Source organism: Microbispora bryophytorum (assembly GCF_043197435.1).
Taxonomy (GTDB): domain Bacteria; phylum Actinomycetota; class Actinomycetes; order Streptosporangiales; family Streptosporangiaceae; genus Microbispora; species Microbispora bryophytorum.
Window position 1 is genome coordinate 157994 of the sequence record NZ_JBICTF010000009.1, and the last position, 15738, is coordinate 173731.

The window sequence follows — 15738 nt, forward strand, 5'->3', positions numbered from 1 at the left end:
CCCCTTCCGCCCGACGCGCCTACCGTGAGGTAGAAGGACGGATCGCTCGCATCGGCGAGAGGGGAGCGTCATGCTCCGGCACACCTACCTGTCCCTGGCCGCCGCGTTGGTCGCGGGCGCGGCGGTCTCCGGGATCGCCACGGCACAGACGCCGGCGGCACCGCGCGACCTCGACGCCTCCGCGACCCTCACGAACGCGCAGGGCCGCAACGTGGGGACGGTCAGTGTGGAGAACGACGAGAACGGCGGGACCGAGGTGAAGATCAGGGCCACCGCCCTGCCGCCCGGATTCCACGGCGTGCACATCCACACCAAAGGCGTCTGCGACCCGAAGTCGATCGACCCGGCGACCGGCAGCCCCTTCTTCAGCGCGGGCCCGCATCTGGGCTCTGGCGCGCATCCCGGGCACACCGGGGATCTGCCCGATCTCCTGGTCCGCGGCGACGGCGTGGGCCAGGCCACCTTCGTCACCGACCGGTTCACGGTGGAGGACCTGCTGAGCGGCGACGGCAGCTCGATCGTCGTCCACGCCAAGTCGGACAACAAGGCGAACGTCCCCGACCGCTACAGCCGTTCGGGGACGGCCGGGCCCGACGCCGAGACGCGCAAGGCCGGCGATTCGGGCGGCCGGATCGCCTGCGGGGTCTTCAAGAGGGCCTGAGCGGCACGGGCGGCCATGAAAGACCAGCGGGAAGACCGGCGGGCCTCATCTGTATCAGTATCGGCAGGCGCTTCCCGCATCGGCATCGGCGGGCGCTCCGCATGGGCTTTGGCGGGTCCTTCGCACGGTCCGCCGTTTCCCTCAGCGGGCGGTGACGGGCACCTGCGCCCGCGCCGCGCGCCTGGCGGGGATCAGCGCCACCAGCAACGCCGCGCCGATCGCGATGACGAGGGTCGCGGCGAGCATGCCGGGCGTCGGGGCCCGGCCGATGCCGGCGCCGACGCCGCTGCCGCGGCCCTCCAGGTCGATCAGCCACCGCGACCAGAACGCCCCCGCCGCCGCCCCCAGCACGACCCCCACCGCCGCGGGCAGGCCGGTGGCGGTGACCAGCGTCGCCATCACCTGCCGGGGAGTCAGGCCCATCGCCTTGAGCACGGCCAGGTCGAGGACGTGGTCGCGCAGCCCGAGCGCGCTGGCCGTCAACAGGCTGGCCAGCCCGATGAGGGCCAGCACGGCGACCAGCGCGACGATGATCACGCGGATGACCGCGAGCCGGTCGGCCGGGTTCACCGCCTGGGCCACCTCCAGCCCCTGCCCCTGCAGGCGGGCCCGCACCTGGGCCGCGTCGGCGCCGGGCCGCAGCACCAGGGCGTAGAACTGGGGCGGCATCGCGTCCTTGGCCGCCAGGCTGTCCACCCCGAACGACAGCACCTCGCCGTCCTGCTCCGGCTCGACCACCCGGCCGACGATCCGCACGATCAGCGGGGTGCCACCGATCGTCATGCGGACCCGGTCGCCGATCCGTACGCCGAGGAGGTCGAGCAGGCCCTGCCCGGCGACCGCCTCGCCCCGGTCGGCGAACATCCGGCCCTCCACCACCGGGAAGGGGTACGGGTCGGAGGACAGGCCGAGGGCCCTGGTCCGCACGGTCCTGGTCTGCCAGGGGACGAGCGCGTCGAGTTCGGCGCCCGGGTAGGCCGCGACCACGTCCTGATCGGCCATCGCGCGCCCGCGCGCCTCCTCGGCGGGCAGCTCGCCCGGCCGGACGGTCAGGGCCGCCGCCTGGCCCACGCTCTCCGGGTGGCGGATGAAGTCGTCCAGGGTCGTCCAGCAGCCGAGCCCTATCGCGATCATCATCATCGGGATGGCGACGCCGCACACCGTGAGCGCGGCGGGCGTCCTGCGGGTGAAGGCGTCCCTGGCGCCGAGGACGAGCGCGGGCGGCAGCCGTACGAGCAGGGCGACCCGGGCCAGCCGTGACAGGTGCCCGCGCGGCGGCGCCGCCGGGGCGGCCGGGATCGGCGGGGTGCGCCCGCCGCGCCAGGCCGGGATCAGCACCGCGACCAGCACGGTCAGCGACGTCCCCACGATGATCGCGGCGAGCGGGCCGGCCGACAGCGGCACGGCGACCGTCTCCCCCATGGCGTACGCCGTGATCAGCCGCGCGACGACCGCGCCGGCGGCGATGCCGAGCAACCCGAGCGTGCCGTGCTCGGCGACGAGCATCCGGATCACCTGGCCCCGGGTGAAGCCGAGCGATTTGAGCGTGGCGATGTCGCGCAACTGCATCAGCACCCGGCCTCCGGCGGCGTTGGCGAGCGCCAGCGCGGCGGCGGCCAGGCCCGCGCCGCCGAACAGCGCGAGCAGCAGGCCGAGCAGCCGGTTGTCCAGCTCCATGGAGGCCCGCACCTCGCGCCAGGTCGTCACCCGCTGCACCTGGTTGCGCATCGTGAAGACGGCCCTCTGGACGACGAGATCGGTGGCGGCGGGGTCGGCCAGCCGCAGCCCGGTCACGGTCTCGGTGCGACCGGGCGCGGGCTCGACCACGCTCAGCGTCTGCGCGAGCGTCCAGGCCAGGCCCGGGGTCCACTCCGGGTAGAACCCCTGGTCGCCGCTCTCCGCCAGCCCGGCGACGGTCAGCGCGTGGGTCGCGCCGTTCAGTCCGGTGACGGTGAACGGGCTGCCCGGCCGCAGGCCGAGAGCGCGGGCGAACGACCGCTCGACGACCACGCCGTTCGGGGTGTGCACGTCGAGCCAGCGACCCTCGCGCAGGAGCGGGCGGGCCACGGCCGGGAAGGCCGACGGCGTCTCCTGCAGGGTGATCGGCACCCGCCGGCCGCGGGTGACCAGCGTGGCGGGCGCGCTGCGGTAGGGCCCGGCGACGTCGGTCACGCCGTTCAGGCGGCGCAGCGCGGACGCGTCGGGGACGTCCTTGCTGTGGATCCAGATGTGCGCGCTGTTGCTGCGCTCGAACAGGCCGCGCCAGGGGTTGGTGCCGTCCTCCAGCAGCGTGGCCGCGATGATCAGGGCGGTGACGATCCCCGCCACCGCGAGGACCGTGAGCGCGGCCTGGCCCCGGCGTGCCCGCAGGTCCGCGCGGATCCACCGCAGCTCCGCGGTCCTCGTCGTGATCAAGCGACCCCCTCGCGCCGGTCCGGGCGTTGCGAACCGTCCGGGCGTGTGGCCGGGGGAGCCTGGTGGCCGGACGGTCTCAACTGCGCAGCTCCACGACGTCTCCGGCCGCTCCCAGGGGGCGCCGGCGCGACTTCGGGATCGCGCCGTCGTCGACGATCTGACCGTCCAGCAGGCTGACGACGCGGTCGGCCATGCTCGCCACTCGCGCGTCGTGGGTGACCAGCACGATCGTCTGGCCCTGCCCGTGCACCTTGCCGAGCAGGCGCAGCACGTCGCGGGTGTTGCGGCTGTCGAGGTTGCCGGTCGGCTCGTCGGCCAGCAGCAGCCGGGGCTGGTTCGCGAGCGCGCGGGCCAGCGCGACCCGCTGCTGCTCACCTCCGCTGAGCTGCGCGGGCGACGCCTCGGCGCGGTCGGCCAGGCCGAGCTCGCCGAGGAGATACTCGCGCCGTTCTCTCGCCTGCCGGGGCGAGACGCCGCCCAGCAGCGCGGGAAGCTCGACGTTGTCGGCCACGGTCATGTTGGCGACCAGGTTGAAGAACTGGAAGACGAAGCCGATCTTCTCCCGGCGGAGCACCGCCCACCCGCTCTCGGAGAGCGTGTCCGCCCGCCTGCCGTCCAGCCAGATCTCGCCGCTGGTACGGGTGTCCAGGCCGCCGAGCATGTGGACGAACGTGGACTTGCCGGACCCGGACGGGCCCATGATGGCGACGAACTCCCCCGCCTCGACGGTCAGGTCGACCCCGCGCACGGCGGGCACGGGCAGTCCGCCGGTCTGGTAGATCTTCACCAGGTTGACGGCCTGTACGACGGGAGCGTCGGCGGTCACGGCAGATCCTCCTGGCAGCGTTCGAGCCAGTCGAGGTCGGCCTGCAGGTGGAGCATGGCCCCCTCGATGAGCAGCAGCGCGACGCGGTTGGCCGGGTCGGTGCGCTCGGCCAGCTCGCGGAGGTCTCTCATGAGCGCAAGGTAGTGCCGTCGCTGCCGGTTCACCAAGGCCATGCGGTCGGACAGCCCGGTCATCGGAGCCAGCACGAGCTTCATGAAGAACTCGTCGCGCACCCGGGGGCCCTCGGAGGGCTCCTCGACCCAGGTCTCCAGCGCCTCCCTGCCGGCGGCGGTGATGTAATAGACCTTCTTGTTCGGCCGGTTGGCCTGCTCGACGTCGACCGACCGGACGTACCCGTCCTTCTCCAGCCGGCCCAGGGTCACGTAGATCTGGCCGATGTTGGGCGACGGGTAGGCGCCACCGAAGATCGTTTCGAGTGCCTGTTTCAGCTCGTAGCCGTGGGCAGGTTCCTTCGCAAGGAGCGCCAGCAGCGACTGCCGCACGCGCCCACCCCCCCAGCCGTATCGAGCAGTTATCGGAGCGTTACGAGCTCATCCGTTGACGCTCACATTATCGCTATGCATAACATGCATGCACTTACCTAACACGTATGTAACCCGCTTTTCATACGGAGGCCACATGGTTCGCCGAGCCCTCGCCGTTCTGGCCGCCTTCCTGGTGGCCGGGTGCGCGGGGCTCGCCGACACCGGCGCCGACTCCGCAGTGGGCAGCGACGGCACCGGGCCGATCACCCTGGCGATCGGCCGGGACACCACCGCGTATCTCCGCCCGCTGCTGGACCGGTGGAACCAGGCGCACCCGGACGAGCCGGTGTCGCTGCTCGAACTGCCCGAGGCGGCCGACGAGCAGCGCGCCCAGATGGTGGCCAACCTGCAGGCGCACAACGGTGTCTACGACGTGCTCGCGCTCGACGTCATATGGACGGCGGAGTTCGCCGACGCCGGCTGGATCGTGCCGCTCGACCGCAGCCTGTTCCCCCTGGACAAGCTACTCAAGGGCGTCGCGGACACCGCCATCTACCGCGACAGGCTGTGGGCCGCGCCGTACACCAGCAACGCCGGCCTGCTCTACTACCGGTCGGACATCCTGAAGAAGGAGCACCTGAAGCCGCCCAAGACCTGGGCGGAGCTGCGCGATCAGGCCTCCCGCCTGAGCGCGAAGTATCACATCGGAGGATATGCCGGGCAGTTCCTGCCGTACGAGGGACTGACCGTCAACTTCGCCGAGGCCGTCCAGTCGGCGGGCGGGTCGATCCTCGGCCCGGACGCCCGCACGGTCACGATGGACCTCGGCAGCGCGCGGGCCGCGCTCGACTTCCTCGTCGGCGGCGTCAAGGAGGGGTGGATCCCCCGCGAGGCGCTGACGTACAAGGAGGAGGAGTCGCGGCTCGCCTTCCAGGAGGGGCGGCTGCTGTTCGCCCGCAACTGGCCCCACGCGTACGGACCGGCCGCCCACTCGAAACTGGCCGGGAAGTTCTCGGTCGCCCGGCTGCCCGGTCTGAACGGGCCCGGGTCCAGCTCGCTGGGCGGCTACAACCTCGCCGTCAGCGCCTTCTCGAAGCGGCAGAAATCGGCACTCGACTTCATCCGCTACTTCACCGGCCTCGACAACGAGCGACTCGTGCTCACCGAGGGCTCGTTCCCGCCGGTGTGGGCGGAGCTGTACGACGACCCGGAGCTCATCGAGCGGTTCCCCTATCTGCCCGCGCTCAAGGAGGCGATCGTCTCGGCCCGGCCCAGGCCGGTCACCGCCGACTACAACCAGGTCAGCCTGCTGATCTCCAGCGCCGTTTCCGGCGCGCTCACCCTCGCCCAACCCGTGGACGAGACCGTCGCCGACCTGAAGCAGGGGCTCGGCGAGGTCATCCAGTTCGGAGGATAGATATGCGGAAACTTCCCCCCATCATGGTCGCGTGCCTCGCTCTCGCCGCCGCCGCCGCGTGCGGCAGCGACTCCGGCGGCGAGCCCGCGGCCCCGGGCAGCGCCTCGGCCGCCGCCGGCGGCGCCGCCAAGGCCCTGGAAGGTGTGAACGTCGAGGTCGCCGCGAAGTGGACCGGCGACGAGCAGGCCAACTTCGAGAAGGTGCTCAAGGCGTTCGAGGACAAGACCGGCGCCAAGGTCACCTACGCCTCCACCGGTGAGGACACCGGCGCCTACCTCGGGCCCCGCATCCAGGGCGGCAACCCTCCGGACGTCGCGATCCTGCCGCAGCCGGGCCTGGTGCAGCAGTACGCCGACGAGAACGCGCTCAAGCCGCTGTCCGCCGAGGTGCAGGCGCAGATCGACCAGAACTACACGCCGTACTGGAAGGAGCTCGGCTCCGCCAAGGGCCAGGTGTACGGCGTGCTCGTCAAGGCGGCGCACAAGTCGCTCGTCTGGTACCGCCAGTCGGCCTACGACGACGCCGGCGCCCAGCCCGCCTCCACCTGGGACGACCTGATCAAGAACGCCCAGACGCTGTCCGACTCCGGCGTCGCGCCGTTCGCGCTGTGCGCCGCCTCCGGCTGGACGCTGACCGACCTGTTCGAGAACGTCTACCTGTCCACCGCGGGCCCGGAGAACTACGACAAGCTCTCCAAGCACGAGATCCCGTGGACCGACGCCTCGGTCACGACCGCCCTGGAGAAGCTGGCGCAGGTCTTCGGCAAGAAGGAGTTCATGCTCGGCGGCTCGTCCGGCGCGCTGCAGACCGACTTCCCGACCTGCGTCACGCAGGTGTACGCCCAGAAGAAGGCCGCGATGGTCATCGAGGCCGACTTCGTCGCCGCCTCCCTGGGCCAGTCGGGCGCCAAGGTGGGCGAGGAAGCCAAGATCATGCCGTTCCCGAAGGCCGGCGACACCGCTCCGGTCATCCTCGGCGGCGACGTCGCGGTGGTGATGAAGGACAGCAAGGGCGCGCAGGCGCTCGTGGAGTTCCTGGCCTCCAAGGAGGGCGGCGAGGTCTGGGCCAAGCAGCCCGGCTACCTGTCCCCCAACCGCAACGTCTCCCCCGACAACTACCCCGACGACCTGACCAAGCAGCTCGCCCAGACGATCATCTCGGCCGGTGAGTCGGTGCGGTACGACATGTCCGACCTCGCGCCCAGCGCCTTCGGCGGCACCGACGGCAAGGGCGAGTGGAAGGACCTGCAGGACTTCCTCCGCGACCCCTCCGACGTGAAGGGCGCGCAGGAGAAGCTCGAGGCGGACGCCGCCAAGGCCTTCAAGAAGTAAAGGAAGGACGGCCGTGACCGAACGGTTGGACGGCCCGCAGGCCACCGGCGGCGGAGACTCCGCCGCCGGGGCCTCCTCCGGCCCGAGCGAAACCCCCGCAGATCCTTCCTCCGACTCCCCCCAGCCCTCCGACTCCCCCGAGTCCTCCGAGACTCCCCAGTCCGCTGACTCCCCCCAGCCGGGAGCGCCCCTTCCCGGCTCCGACGCCGACACCCCTCCCCCGGACTCCCCGGCCGCCTCGGACTCCCCGACCGTTTCCGAGGAGCCACCGGCGGGTCCGGCGGCGGGGTATGCGACGGCGGCCCCGCCCGGCGCGGTCGCCACGGCAGACGCGAGCGGCACGGCAGGCGCGGCGAAGGCGTTGGTGCGCCTCGGCCCGTCCCCGCGACTGGCGGTGATGTTCCTGCTGCCCGCGCTGCTGCTGCTCGCGGCGTGGGTCATCTATCCGATCGTCTACTCGATCTGGCGCAGCCTCTACGACTCGGCCGGCGACCGCTTCGTCGGGCTGAGCAACTACCTGTCGATCTTCACCGACTCCTCGACGCTCACCACGATCAGGAACAACATCATCTGGGTCGTGGTGGCCCCGGTCATCGTCACCGCGCTCGGTCTGATCTTCGCGGTGCTCACCGAGCGCATCCGCTGGTCGACGGCGTTCAAGCTGGTGCTGTTCATGCCGATGGCCGTCTCCCTGCTCGCCGCCGGCGTCATCTTCCGCCTGGTGTACGAGCAGGACCCGGACAAGGGCGTGGCCAACGCCGTCATCACGACCGTCCACGACGCCTTCTCCGCCGGCGCGGGCTATCCCGGGGCCCGGCCACGGGAGAACGACCAGGCGCCCGCGGTCGTGCAGGGCGGCGCGGTGGTGACGAAGCAGCAGGCGCAGGCCGGCACTCCGGTGCTGATCCCGCTCGTCGGCCTGACCCAGGACGCGGTGAAGAACACCGCGCCCGCCAAGGCCGCCCCCGGCGGCGACGGCCTGAGCGGCACGATCTGGCTCGACGTCGTCCGCGGCGGCGGAGGCACACTGAACCAGATCGACCCGCAGGAGAAGGGCCTGGCCGGCGTCACGGTCGAGGCGGTCTCCGGCGGCGCGGTCAAGGCGACGACCGAGACGGCCGCCGACGGCACGTTCCGCTTCTCCGGCCTCCCGGCCGGCTCCTATGTCGTACGGCTGCCGCAGTCGAACTTCACGGCGCCCTTCAACGGGCTGACCTGGCTGGGGCCGTCGCTGATCACTCCCGCGATCATCGGCGCGTACATCTGGGTGTGGGCCGGGTTCGCGATGGTGCTGATCGCGGCCGGGTTGTCGGCGATCCCGCGTGACGCCCTGGAGGCGGCCAGGATCGACGGCGCGACCGAGTGGCAGGTGTTCCGCCGGATCACCGTGCCGCTGCTGTCGCCGGTGCTGCTCGTCGTCTTCGTCACCATGATCATCAATGTGCTGAAGGTGTTCGACCTGGTGTTCATCATCGCTCCCGGCTCGGTGCAGCCACAGGCCAACGTGATCGCGCTGGAGATGTGGCGCGTGTCGTTCGGCGGCGGCGGCAACCAGGGTCTGGGCAGCGCGCTGTCGATCTTCCTGCTCGTGCTGGTGGTGCCGTTCATGATCTTCAACATCCGCCGGTTCAGGAGGGACGAGGGATGACGACCCTGGCCGAACCCCTGCACGCGCAGTCCATGCGGCGCGGCCTGATCGCGCGGGCGGTCGACCGCCTCGGCGGCGGCCTGGTCCAGGTCTTCATGATCCTGGTCGCGCTCTTCTGGCTGCTCCCGACCCTCGGGCTGCTCGTCGTCTCGCTGCGCGGCGAGACCGAGAACAACTCCTCCGGCTGGTGGACGCTGTTCACCAAACCCGCGCAGCTCACCGTCGACAACTACTCGAACCTGCTCGCGTCGGGCTTCGGCTCGTCGTTCTGGAACACCGTCCTCATCACGGTGCCGGCGACGCTGCTGGTGATCGGCATCGCGGCCATGGCGGCGTACGCGTTCGCCTGGATCGAGTTCCCCGGCAGGGACCTGGTGTTCCTCGTGGTCATCGCCCTGCTGGTCGTCCCGGTGCAGATCGCGCTGATCCCCATCGCCAAGCTGTACGGAGCGCTCGGGATCTTCGGCTCGATTCTCGGGGTCGTGCTGTTCCATGTGGCGTTCGGCCTGCCGTTCGCCATCTTCCTGCTGCGCAACTTCTTCGTGGGCATTCCGCGCGAGCTGCTCGAGGCGGCGCGGATGGACGGCGCGCCGGAGTGGCGGATCTTCGCCACCGTCGTGTTCCCGCTGGCCAAGCCCGCGATCGCGTCGCTCGGCATCTTCCAGTTCCTGTGGGTGTGGAACGACCTGCTCGTCGCGCTGGTCTTCGCCGACACCGGCAACCAGCCGATGACGAAGGCACTGCAATCCCAGATGCGGCAGTTCGGCACGAACGTGGACATTCTCGCGCCGGGCGCGTTCCTGTCGCTCATCATCCCGCTGGTGTTGTTCTTCGCCTTCCAGCGGTATTTCGTGCAGGGCATGCTCGCGGGCTCGGTCAAGTGACCGGCCGGAGGCCCCGAATCGTCCGGGGCCTCCGGTATCACCGCGGTTGACACGGGAAATGTCCCGTGTGTGGCGAGCCATGCCGGAAGGGCGTCGGATGCCCGCTTCACGGGGGTAAGCGGGCATCCGATCTTTCCGTCGCCGGGCCTAACGGGGGCCGAAAAGCCGATAGAGTCCGCGGACATGTCAGGACGTCCGTTGCACGAACTCGTGGAAGCCGGGTGGGCCGAGGCCCTCGCACCCGTGGCCGGGCGGATCGCCGCCATGGGCGACTTCCTCAGGCAGGAGATCACGGAAGGCCGCCAGTACCTCCCGGCGGGGGACAACGTCCTCCGCGCGTTCCAGCAGCCGCTGAGCGAGGTCCGGGTGCTGATCGTCGGCCAGGATCCCTACCCCACCCCCGGGCACCCGGTCGGGCTGAGCTTCTCCGTCGCCCCCGACGTACGGCCGCTTCCGGGCAGCCTGGTTAACATCTTCAAGGAGTACATGGCCGACCTCGGCCATCCCACGCCGCCCTCGAACGGCGACCTCACCCCGTGGACCGAGCAGGGCGTACTGCTGCTCAACCGGGTGCTGACGGTGATGCCGGGCAAGCCCGCCTCCCACCGGGGCAAGGGCTGGGAAGAGGTGACCGAGCAGGCCATCAAGGCGCTGGTCGAGCGGGGCGGACCGCTCGTGGCGATCCTGTGGGGCCGCGACGCCCGCAACCTGCGGCCGATGCTGGGGGACGTGCCGTGCATCGAGTCGGCCCACCCCAGCCCGCTGTCGGCGCGCAGCGGGTTCTTCGGAACCCGTCCGTTCAGCCGGGCCAACGCCCTGCTGGAGCAGCAGGGCGGGGCGCCGGTCGAGTGGAAACTGCCGTGACGGCTTGCCGATAGGATCACCACCATGAGCGATGGAACGGACACCGGTCGCTACCTGCGGCTCACCGTCGACCTGGTGGTCGAGGTCCTTGATGTAGACGCGCTGCAGGCCGCGGCGCTCGCCGAGATCCGCGACCCCCAGGCCGAACTGGACGACGCCGAGCGGCAGGAGCAGATCGAACTGGTCAACTCCGACGAGACGGGCGCGGCGGCCCTGCAGTGGCTGATCGAGCCCGACCACGTGCTGGGCCTGGTCGAGCACGTCGCCGAGATCGAGCCGAGGGAGGCGATGCTCGGCGTGGAGCCGTCGGAGGGCGTCCTGGAGGACGAGGACGACCACGATCACGATCACGATCACGACGAGCCGGGTCACATCCACTGAGGCCCGACCACATCCACTGAGGCCGGTCCACGACAGGGCGTCGGGCCGGACGCGCCGGCCCGACCGGCGCGTCCGTGCCGGGCCCCTCACACAGGCCGGCGCGTCCCTGCCGCATGACGTCACAGGACCGCATGGACGTCACAGACCGCGTACGCGCCACAGACCGTGTGGACGTCATAGGACGCGTGGGCGTCACGGGACCGCGTGAGCGTCACGGAACCGCGTACGCGTCGGGGACCGGCGGGTAGACGTGTGCCCCGCTCATACCGGCCGAAGAGCCTGGTGGGGTGCGGCCGGCGGCTCTACACGAATGGGGTCGCCGGGCCGGACCTCGCCGCCGGCGACGACGACACCCATGACCCCGGCCTTGCGCACCAGATTGCCCTCCTCGTCCCGGTCCAGCACGGCCTTCATCAGCCCGTCCTGGAAACCGTCGAGTTGCACGCAGGGGTTGCGCAGACCGGTCACCTCGACGACGGCCGTCTCGCCGAGATGCAGCCGGGTCCCGGCGGGCAACGCGAGCAGATCGACACCCCTGGTGGTGACGTTCTCCCCCATGTCCCCCTCCCGCACGGCGAAGCCCGCCTCGCGCAGTTCGTCGTGCAACTCCGCGTGGACCAGGTGCACCTGGCGCAGGTTCGGCTGACTGGGATCGCGGGCGACCCGCGACCGGTGCTTCACGGTCACGCCGGCGTGGGCGTCCCCCTCGACGCCCAGGCCCGCCAGCAGCCGGATCGACTCCAGCGACGTCTTGCTGAAGGTGTGGGCGGCGCTGCGGCTCACCGCCGTCACTCTGCTCGTCACGTCTCCTCCTCTTGGGGCGATGGTTCCATTCCGCGCACGAGGGCGAGGAGGCGGTCAAGCAGATATTCGTCACACGGGGCCTGCTCGCTGACCCACGCGATCGCGTTGACCAGCGTGAGGAGGTCGGCGATCTCGATGTCGCCGGGCACCGCGCCGTCCCGTTGCGCGCGTTCGAGCAGGGCGGCGCCGGTGGCCCGGATCCGCTCGTGGCACGCCGCGAGCGCCGCGTCCGTGTCCGGCGCGGGCGGTGCGGCCATCCGGGCGGCCACCAGGCCCCGCATCTCGGTCGCGTGCTCGGCCACGGCCCGCAGCCAGGTGCGCAACGCCTGCGCCGGCGACGTGTGGTCGAGCAGGTCGCGTCCTTTCTCGCACAGCGCCGCCACGTCGTCCCCGATGATCGCCACGAGCAGGGCTCCGGTGGTGGGGAAATGGCGATACAAGGTGCCCGGGCCCACCCCCGCGCTCTGCGCGATCTTGTTGAGCGACGCCTGAGCTCCGTGCTCGGCGAAGGCGGCTCTGGCGGCGCGGAGCACGCGTTCGCGGTTGTCGCGCGCGTCGGCCCGCATCCGCCGGCTCCCGGGAGCATCGCCGGGCGAGCCCACGGCGTCGGCCGGCCGAGCGGCCGACGCGTTCGTGTCGCCCGCCGTCGCAGGGGCCGGTGGCCCCGCGTCGCTCGTCGTCTCGTTCGCCCGCCGCCGGGGGGCCCTGGCACTCTCGGTATTCACTTCACCCTCGCATTGCCATCCGGAGAGGATCTCCGTATTCTAGCCGCAACTTAACCGGAGAGGTTCTCCGGTCGGAATCGTGGAGGTGTTCGATGAGGATCGGCGTTTTCGTCGGGGAGGTCCGGGGAGCCGTGACGGCCGGGAAGCTCGCCGGCCAGGTGCGTGCGGCGGCGGACGCCGGTCTCTCCACCGCCTGGTCGGCTCAGGCGCTCGGATGGGACGCACTGACCGCGCTGGCCGTGGCGGGCGCCCAGGTGCCGGGCATCGCGCTTGGCTCTTCCGTGGTTCCGGTGCCCGCGCGTCATCCGCTGGTGCTGGCGAGCCAGGCCCTGAGCGTCCAGGCGGCGACCGGGAACCGGCTGACCCTCGGCATCGGCGTGGGGATCGCGATGATGACGCGGACGATGTTCGGCCTTTCCGCCGACCGGCCCGTCGCCCGGATGCGCGAATACCTGTCGGTGCTCCGTCCCCTGCTCAGGGGCGAGCAGGTGAGTCATCGGGGCGAGATGTTCACAGTGGAGGGCACGGTGAACGTTCCCGGCGCCGCGCCGCCGCCCGTGCTGCTGGCCGCGCTCGGCCCCGCCATGCTGCGCCTGGCGGGCGAGCACGCGGACGGCGTGGTGACCTGGATGACCGGCCCTCGCACCCTGGCCGGCCATATCGTCCCGACGGTCACGCGGGCGGCCCACGCCGTGGGGCGCCCATCCCCTCGCGTCGTCGCCGGGCTGATCGTCTGCGTGACGGACGACGAAGAGGGTGTGCGGCGGCGGATCGCCGGGGAGTTCGGGCTGGCCGGCCAGGTGCCCGAATATCGGGCCGTGCTCGACCGGGAGGGCGTGGACGGCCCGGAGGACGTCGTGATCGTCGGCGACGAGCAGGCGGTTGTCCACCTAATCGGGGAGCTCGCCGAGGCGGGTGTCACCGAGTTCGCCGCGTCGCCCTACGGGGACGCGCGCGAGCAGGAACGCACCCTCGCGGTGCTCGCCGGCCTCGCCGGATCGACCGGCCACTCGACCTGAGGCCCCCGGCCGCTCGGACCACGCAGAGCCGGCCCACGGTGCCGGCGACTTCCCGACCGGTCTGCCCGGACGGGGTCGGTCAGGAGCTCAGGACCTCCTGGCGCCGCCGGGCGAGGGAGTCCTGCTGGCGGGTCAGCTCACCGCAGCGGGCGGACACCTGGTTGACCATCGCCGCGACCCACTCGGCCACCTCGCGCACCGCCTCCGCCGTACGGGCGATCCGCTGGTGCTTGATGGCGTCGGTGATGATGTTGTCGAAGAAGACGTCGGCGAACCAGCGGGTGTCCACCTTCGGCAACTGGGGTGCGGCGCGGACGCCGATGTCGGCCAGCTCACGGGAGAACCGGTCGAGCGCACCCTGCGCGTGCCAGGCCGCCTCGTCGGCCTGGCGCAGATGCCCGTGCTCGACCATGTCGGCGAAACCGCCGCCGCTGCTGAACATGTCCCAGGTCGAGGCGCCGCGAGCGCCGCCCAGATGCCGCATGACATAGCCGACCGCCTGGCCCGCGGCCGCCCCGGCCTGCTGCGCCTCCTGGTGCTCACGCAGGTCGGCGCTCACACTCGCCAGCCGGGCGGCGATGTCGGCCAGCTCCCGCCCGCGCGGATCGCCCGACTCGACCAGCATCCGTTCCTTGCGGACGAGCAGTGCCTCCAGCTCGTGATGCGGGTTGCCGAGCTCCGCGAGGGCCTGGTCGGTCGTACGCAGGTCGCCGGTGAGCCACTCCAGGCGGGTGCGCTGCCCGGTGACCCGCTGGCGGGCCGCCACCGCCTCGGCCCGCTCCCGCGCCAGGCGCTCCTCCTTGCTCCCGGTCAGACCCGCCAGGAGGGCGGCGAAGCCGCCCTGTTCCAGCTTGGCGACGTCGCGGTCCTCCTTGGCAAGCTGCCGCTCCAGGTCCGCGAGCATGCCTCGGACCTCCTCGATCTGAGTCAGGAGAGTGGCACGCTGCCGGGTGAGCTGGTCCCGGCGTCTGGCGCGGTCCCGTGCGTCCCGGATCTCGTCATCGATAGCAGCGAAAAGGGTCACACTTCAACAGACGTCCGGCAGACACCCGAACGTTCCCGCCCCGCCGCCTGATCACCTGGTCAGGGAACCGGCATGATCGTGCCGGTGGTTCTGCCGGTCGGCCCGCAGAAGCCGGCTCAGGCGACCAACAGGCCCGGGGAATGACGGGGGTGGGGGCTTCCGTCGTGACCGCCCGGCAGGCGGAGCCTGAGACAGGACCGGGCGGCGGCGGCCGGCGTGAGGCGTGCGCGCAGGAGCCCGCTCTCCTCGTCCGGCAGGCCGGGCGGGGACCCGTCCTCGCCTGCGGGAACGGGGAAGGGCCCGCTTTCCCGATCCGCTCCGCCGGACAGCACGGCACAGTCCAGCTCCGCCACATAGTCCAGTTCCGTTACATAGTCCTGCCCCGCCATATGGTCCAGCCCCGCCACCCGGAGGCGGCGGGCGACGCCGCGGCGGGGCGGATGCGTCTCGGTCTGCCAATGGGAGCCGGTGGACAGCCAGGCGAAATGGCCGGCGAGCAGCGACTCGGCCACGGTGCGCAGGACGGTGACCGCGCACAGGCTGTGGGCACAGGCGAGGCCGGTCAGTGTGATCTCCGGCAGACCGAAACGCCGTAGGCCGCGCGAGGTCGTCACGAGGCACGAACAGCCCTCGTCGACATCGGCTCCCGGGGGTGCGGCGGCGCCGAGGCCGCAGGTGTGATCCTCGTCGGCGCACGACACCTTCCAGCCCAGCCAGTCGTCGCCGAGGCGGAAGTCACGCCGCTCCCCCGGGCACTCGGCGCAGTGGTAGACGGCCGCTCCCGTGAGCGGGTCGTACAACCCGCCGTGGTAGGCCTCCGCGATCCCGCGCGCGGCCGCGCGGGCGACCTGGGCGGCCTCGGGTTGTTCCTCGACGGGAGCGGTGCTCGTCACCACCACGTGATGACGGGCCCGTCTCACCTGTCTGAGGTCCTCCGCGTTCAGGTCCATCCGCCGCCACGGGGACCGCGCCGACCGGAACGCCTCCAGCGTCAGCCGGGGCGTGCCGAGCGCGTCCCTGGCGGCACGCCGGTGGGACGGCCCCATCCGCCAGGGGACGACCGACGAGAGATCGGTCGGCGTGCGGTCCGTGGCGACGACGAAGACCGACGAGGTCTGCGCGGGCACGGGATAGGTGATTAGCATGGCTCCTCCTCCGCGACGTGCTGCACCTACAACCGCCGAAGCGGCCGCGGAAGCGCCGCAGGAGCAGCCGGCCCCACGCCCACCGCTCCTCGCACTGCCGCAGGGCCAC

The 15738-nt window shown here is 71.6% G+C and carries 15 protein-coding genes; 8 read left to right on the forward strand and 7 right to left on the reverse strand.

Annotation, left to right across the window (positions count from 1 at the left end):
- Window positions 1-70 precede the first annotated feature (70 nt).
- On the forward strand, window positions 71-661 hold the full coding sequence (locus ACGFIB_RS28140; RefSeq protein ID WP_357261278.1) for a superoxide dismutase family protein: 591 nt from the start codon (window positions 71-73) through the stop codon (window positions 659-661).
- Between the two features lie 141 nt (window positions 662-802).
- On the opposite strand, the gene ACGFIB_RS28145 is transcribed toward ACGFIB_RS28140, so the two are convergent.
- From ACGFIB_RS28145 to ACGFIB_RS28155, 3 genes are all read right to left on the reverse strand, one after another.
- Entirely contained in the window at window positions 803-3076 is a 2274-nt protein-coding gene (locus ACGFIB_RS28145) for an ABC transporter permease (RefSeq protein ID WP_393376129.1), read from the reverse strand.
- A 76-nt stretch (window positions 3077-3152) separates the two neighbouring features.
- Window positions 3153-3902 carry an ABC transporter ATP-binding protein gene (locus tag ACGFIB_RS28150; RefSeq protein ID WP_393376131.1) on the reverse strand — a complete coding sequence of 250 codons (750 nt, stop codon included), beginning with the start codon at window positions 3900-3902 and terminating at the stop codon, window positions 3153-3155.
- Window positions 3899-4405 carry a PadR family transcriptional regulator gene (locus ACGFIB_RS28155; protein ID WP_142571559.1) on the reverse strand — a complete coding sequence of 169 codons (507 nt, stop codon included), beginning with the start codon at window positions 4403-4405 and terminating at the stop codon, window positions 3899-3901. The genes ACGFIB_RS28150 and ACGFIB_RS28155 overlap by 4 nt, the downstream gene beginning before the upstream one ends.
- Window positions 4406-4541: 136 nt before the next feature.
- Between ACGFIB_RS28155 and ACGFIB_RS28160 the strand changes: the two genes are divergently transcribed.
- The 6 genes from ACGFIB_RS28160 to ACGFIB_RS28185 all read left to right on the forward strand — a co-directional run bounded on the left by ACGFIB_RS28160 (window position 4542) and on the right by ACGFIB_RS28185 (window position 10912).
- The gene (locus ACGFIB_RS28160) at window positions 4542-5804 is read left to right on the forward strand and encodes an ABC transporter substrate-binding protein (protein WP_393376132.1); all 1263 of its coding nucleotides are present in this window, start codon (window positions 4542-4544) and stop codon (window positions 5802-5804) included.
- Between the two features lie 2 nt (window positions 5805-5806).
- Window positions 5807-7135, forward strand: coding sequence for an ABC transporter substrate-binding protein (locus ACGFIB_RS28165; RefSeq protein ID WP_393376134.1), 1329 nt, complete (start codon window positions 5807-5809; stop codon window positions 7133-7135).
- Between the two features lie 13 nt (window positions 7136-7148).
- On the forward strand, window positions 7149-8783 hold the full coding sequence (locus tag ACGFIB_RS28170) for an ABC transporter permease (protein WP_393376135.1): 1635 nt from the start codon (window positions 7149-7151) through the stop codon (window positions 8781-8783).
- Window positions 8780-9667, forward strand: a complete 888-nt coding sequence (locus tag ACGFIB_RS28175; protein ID WP_142571562.1) for a carbohydrate ABC transporter permease — start codon at window positions 8780-8782, stop codon at window positions 9665-9667. Before ACGFIB_RS28170 ends, ACGFIB_RS28175 begins: the two co-directional genes overlap by 4 nt.
- 183 nt (window positions 9668-9850) lie before the next feature.
- Window positions 9851-10531: a uracil-DNA glycosylase gene (locus ACGFIB_RS28180; protein ID WP_191053414.1), complete on the forward strand. Its 681-nt coding sequence runs from the start codon at window positions 9851-9853 to the stop codon at window positions 10529-10531.
- 24 nt (window positions 10532-10555) lie between these two features.
- Entirely contained in the window at window positions 10556-10912 is a 357-nt protein-coding gene (locus ACGFIB_RS28185) for a hypothetical protein (protein ID WP_357160690.1), read from the forward strand.
- A gap of 261 nt (window positions 10913-11173) precedes the next feature.
- Here the strand turns inward: ACGFIB_RS28185 and ACGFIB_RS28190 are convergent, their stop codons facing one another.
- Window positions 11174-11716, reverse strand: coding sequence for an MOSC domain-containing protein (locus tag ACGFIB_RS28190; protein ID WP_357261260.1), 543 nt, complete (start codon window positions 11714-11716; stop codon window positions 11174-11176).
- Entirely contained in the window at window positions 11713-12282 is a 570-nt protein-coding gene (locus tag ACGFIB_RS28195) for a TetR/AcrR family transcriptional regulator (protein WP_393376137.1), read from the reverse strand. Before ACGFIB_RS28195 ends, ACGFIB_RS28190 begins: the two co-directional genes overlap by 4 nt.
- A 251-nt stretch (window positions 12283-12533) precedes the next feature.
- Between ACGFIB_RS28195 and ACGFIB_RS28200 the strand changes: the two genes are divergently transcribed.
- A complete protein-coding gene (locus ACGFIB_RS28200) occupies window positions 12534-13460 on the forward strand; it encodes a TIGR03564 family F420-dependent LLM class oxidoreductase (RefSeq protein ID WP_393376138.1) in 927 nt (308 codons plus the stop codon).
- A 79-nt stretch (window positions 13461-13539) separates the two neighbouring features.
- On the opposite strand, the gene ACGFIB_RS28205 is transcribed toward ACGFIB_RS28200, so the two are convergent.
- Window positions 13540-14364 (reverse strand): hypothetical protein, encoded by an 825-nt coding sequence (locus ACGFIB_RS28205; protein ID WP_393376140.1) that lies wholly within the window; start codon window positions 14362-14364, stop codon window positions 13540-13542.
- Window positions 14365-14600: 236 nt separating this feature from the next.
- Window positions 14601-15629 (reverse strand): hypothetical protein, encoded by a 1029-nt coding sequence (locus ACGFIB_RS28210; RefSeq protein ID WP_393376142.1) that lies wholly within the window; start codon window positions 15627-15629, stop codon window positions 14601-14603.
- Window positions 15630-15738 lie beyond the last annotated feature (109 nt).

Excerpts from the sequence above, each read along its gene's own strand:
- ACGFIB_RS28180 (WP_191053414.1), top strand. The coding sequence starts at position 9,851 with ATGTCAGGACGTCCGTTGCACGAACTCGTGGAAGCCGGGTGGGCCGAG.
- ACGFIB_RS28210 (WP_393376142.1), bottom strand. The coding sequence starts at position 15,629 with ATGCTAATCACCTATCCCGTGCCCGCGCAGACCTCGTCGGTCTTCGTC.
- ACGFIB_RS28165 (WP_393376134.1), top strand. The coding sequence starts at position 5,807 with ATGCGGAAACTTCCCCCCATCATGGTCGCGTGCCTCGCTCTCGCCGCC.
- ACGFIB_RS28175 (WP_142571562.1), top strand. The coding sequence starts at position 8,780 with ATGACGACCCTGGCCGAACCCCTGCACGCGCAGTCCATGCGGCGCGGC.
- ACGFIB_RS28185 (WP_357160690.1), top strand. The coding sequence starts at position 10,556 with ATGAGCGATGGAACGGACACCGGTCGCTACCTGCGGCTCACCGTCGAC.
- ACGFIB_RS28160 (WP_393376132.1), top strand. The coding sequence starts at position 4,542 with ATGGTTCGCCGAGCCCTCGCCGTTCTGGCCGCCTTCCTGGTGGCCGGG.
- ACGFIB_RS28205 (WP_393376140.1), bottom strand. The coding sequence starts at position 14,364 with ATGCTCGCGGACCTGGAGCGGCAGCTTGCCAAGGAGGACCGCGACGTC.
- ACGFIB_RS28140 (WP_357261278.1), top strand. The coding sequence starts at position 71 with ATGCTCCGGCACACCTACCTGTCCCTGGCCGCCGCGTTGGTCGCGGGC.
- ACGFIB_RS28200 (WP_393376138.1), top strand. The coding sequence starts at position 12,534 with ATGAGGATCGGCGTTTTCGTCGGGGAGGTCCGGGGAGCCGTGACGGCC.
- ACGFIB_RS28195 (WP_393376137.1), bottom strand. The coding sequence starts at position 12,282 with ATGCGGGCCGACGCGCGCGACAACCGCGAACGCGTGCTCCGCGCCGCC.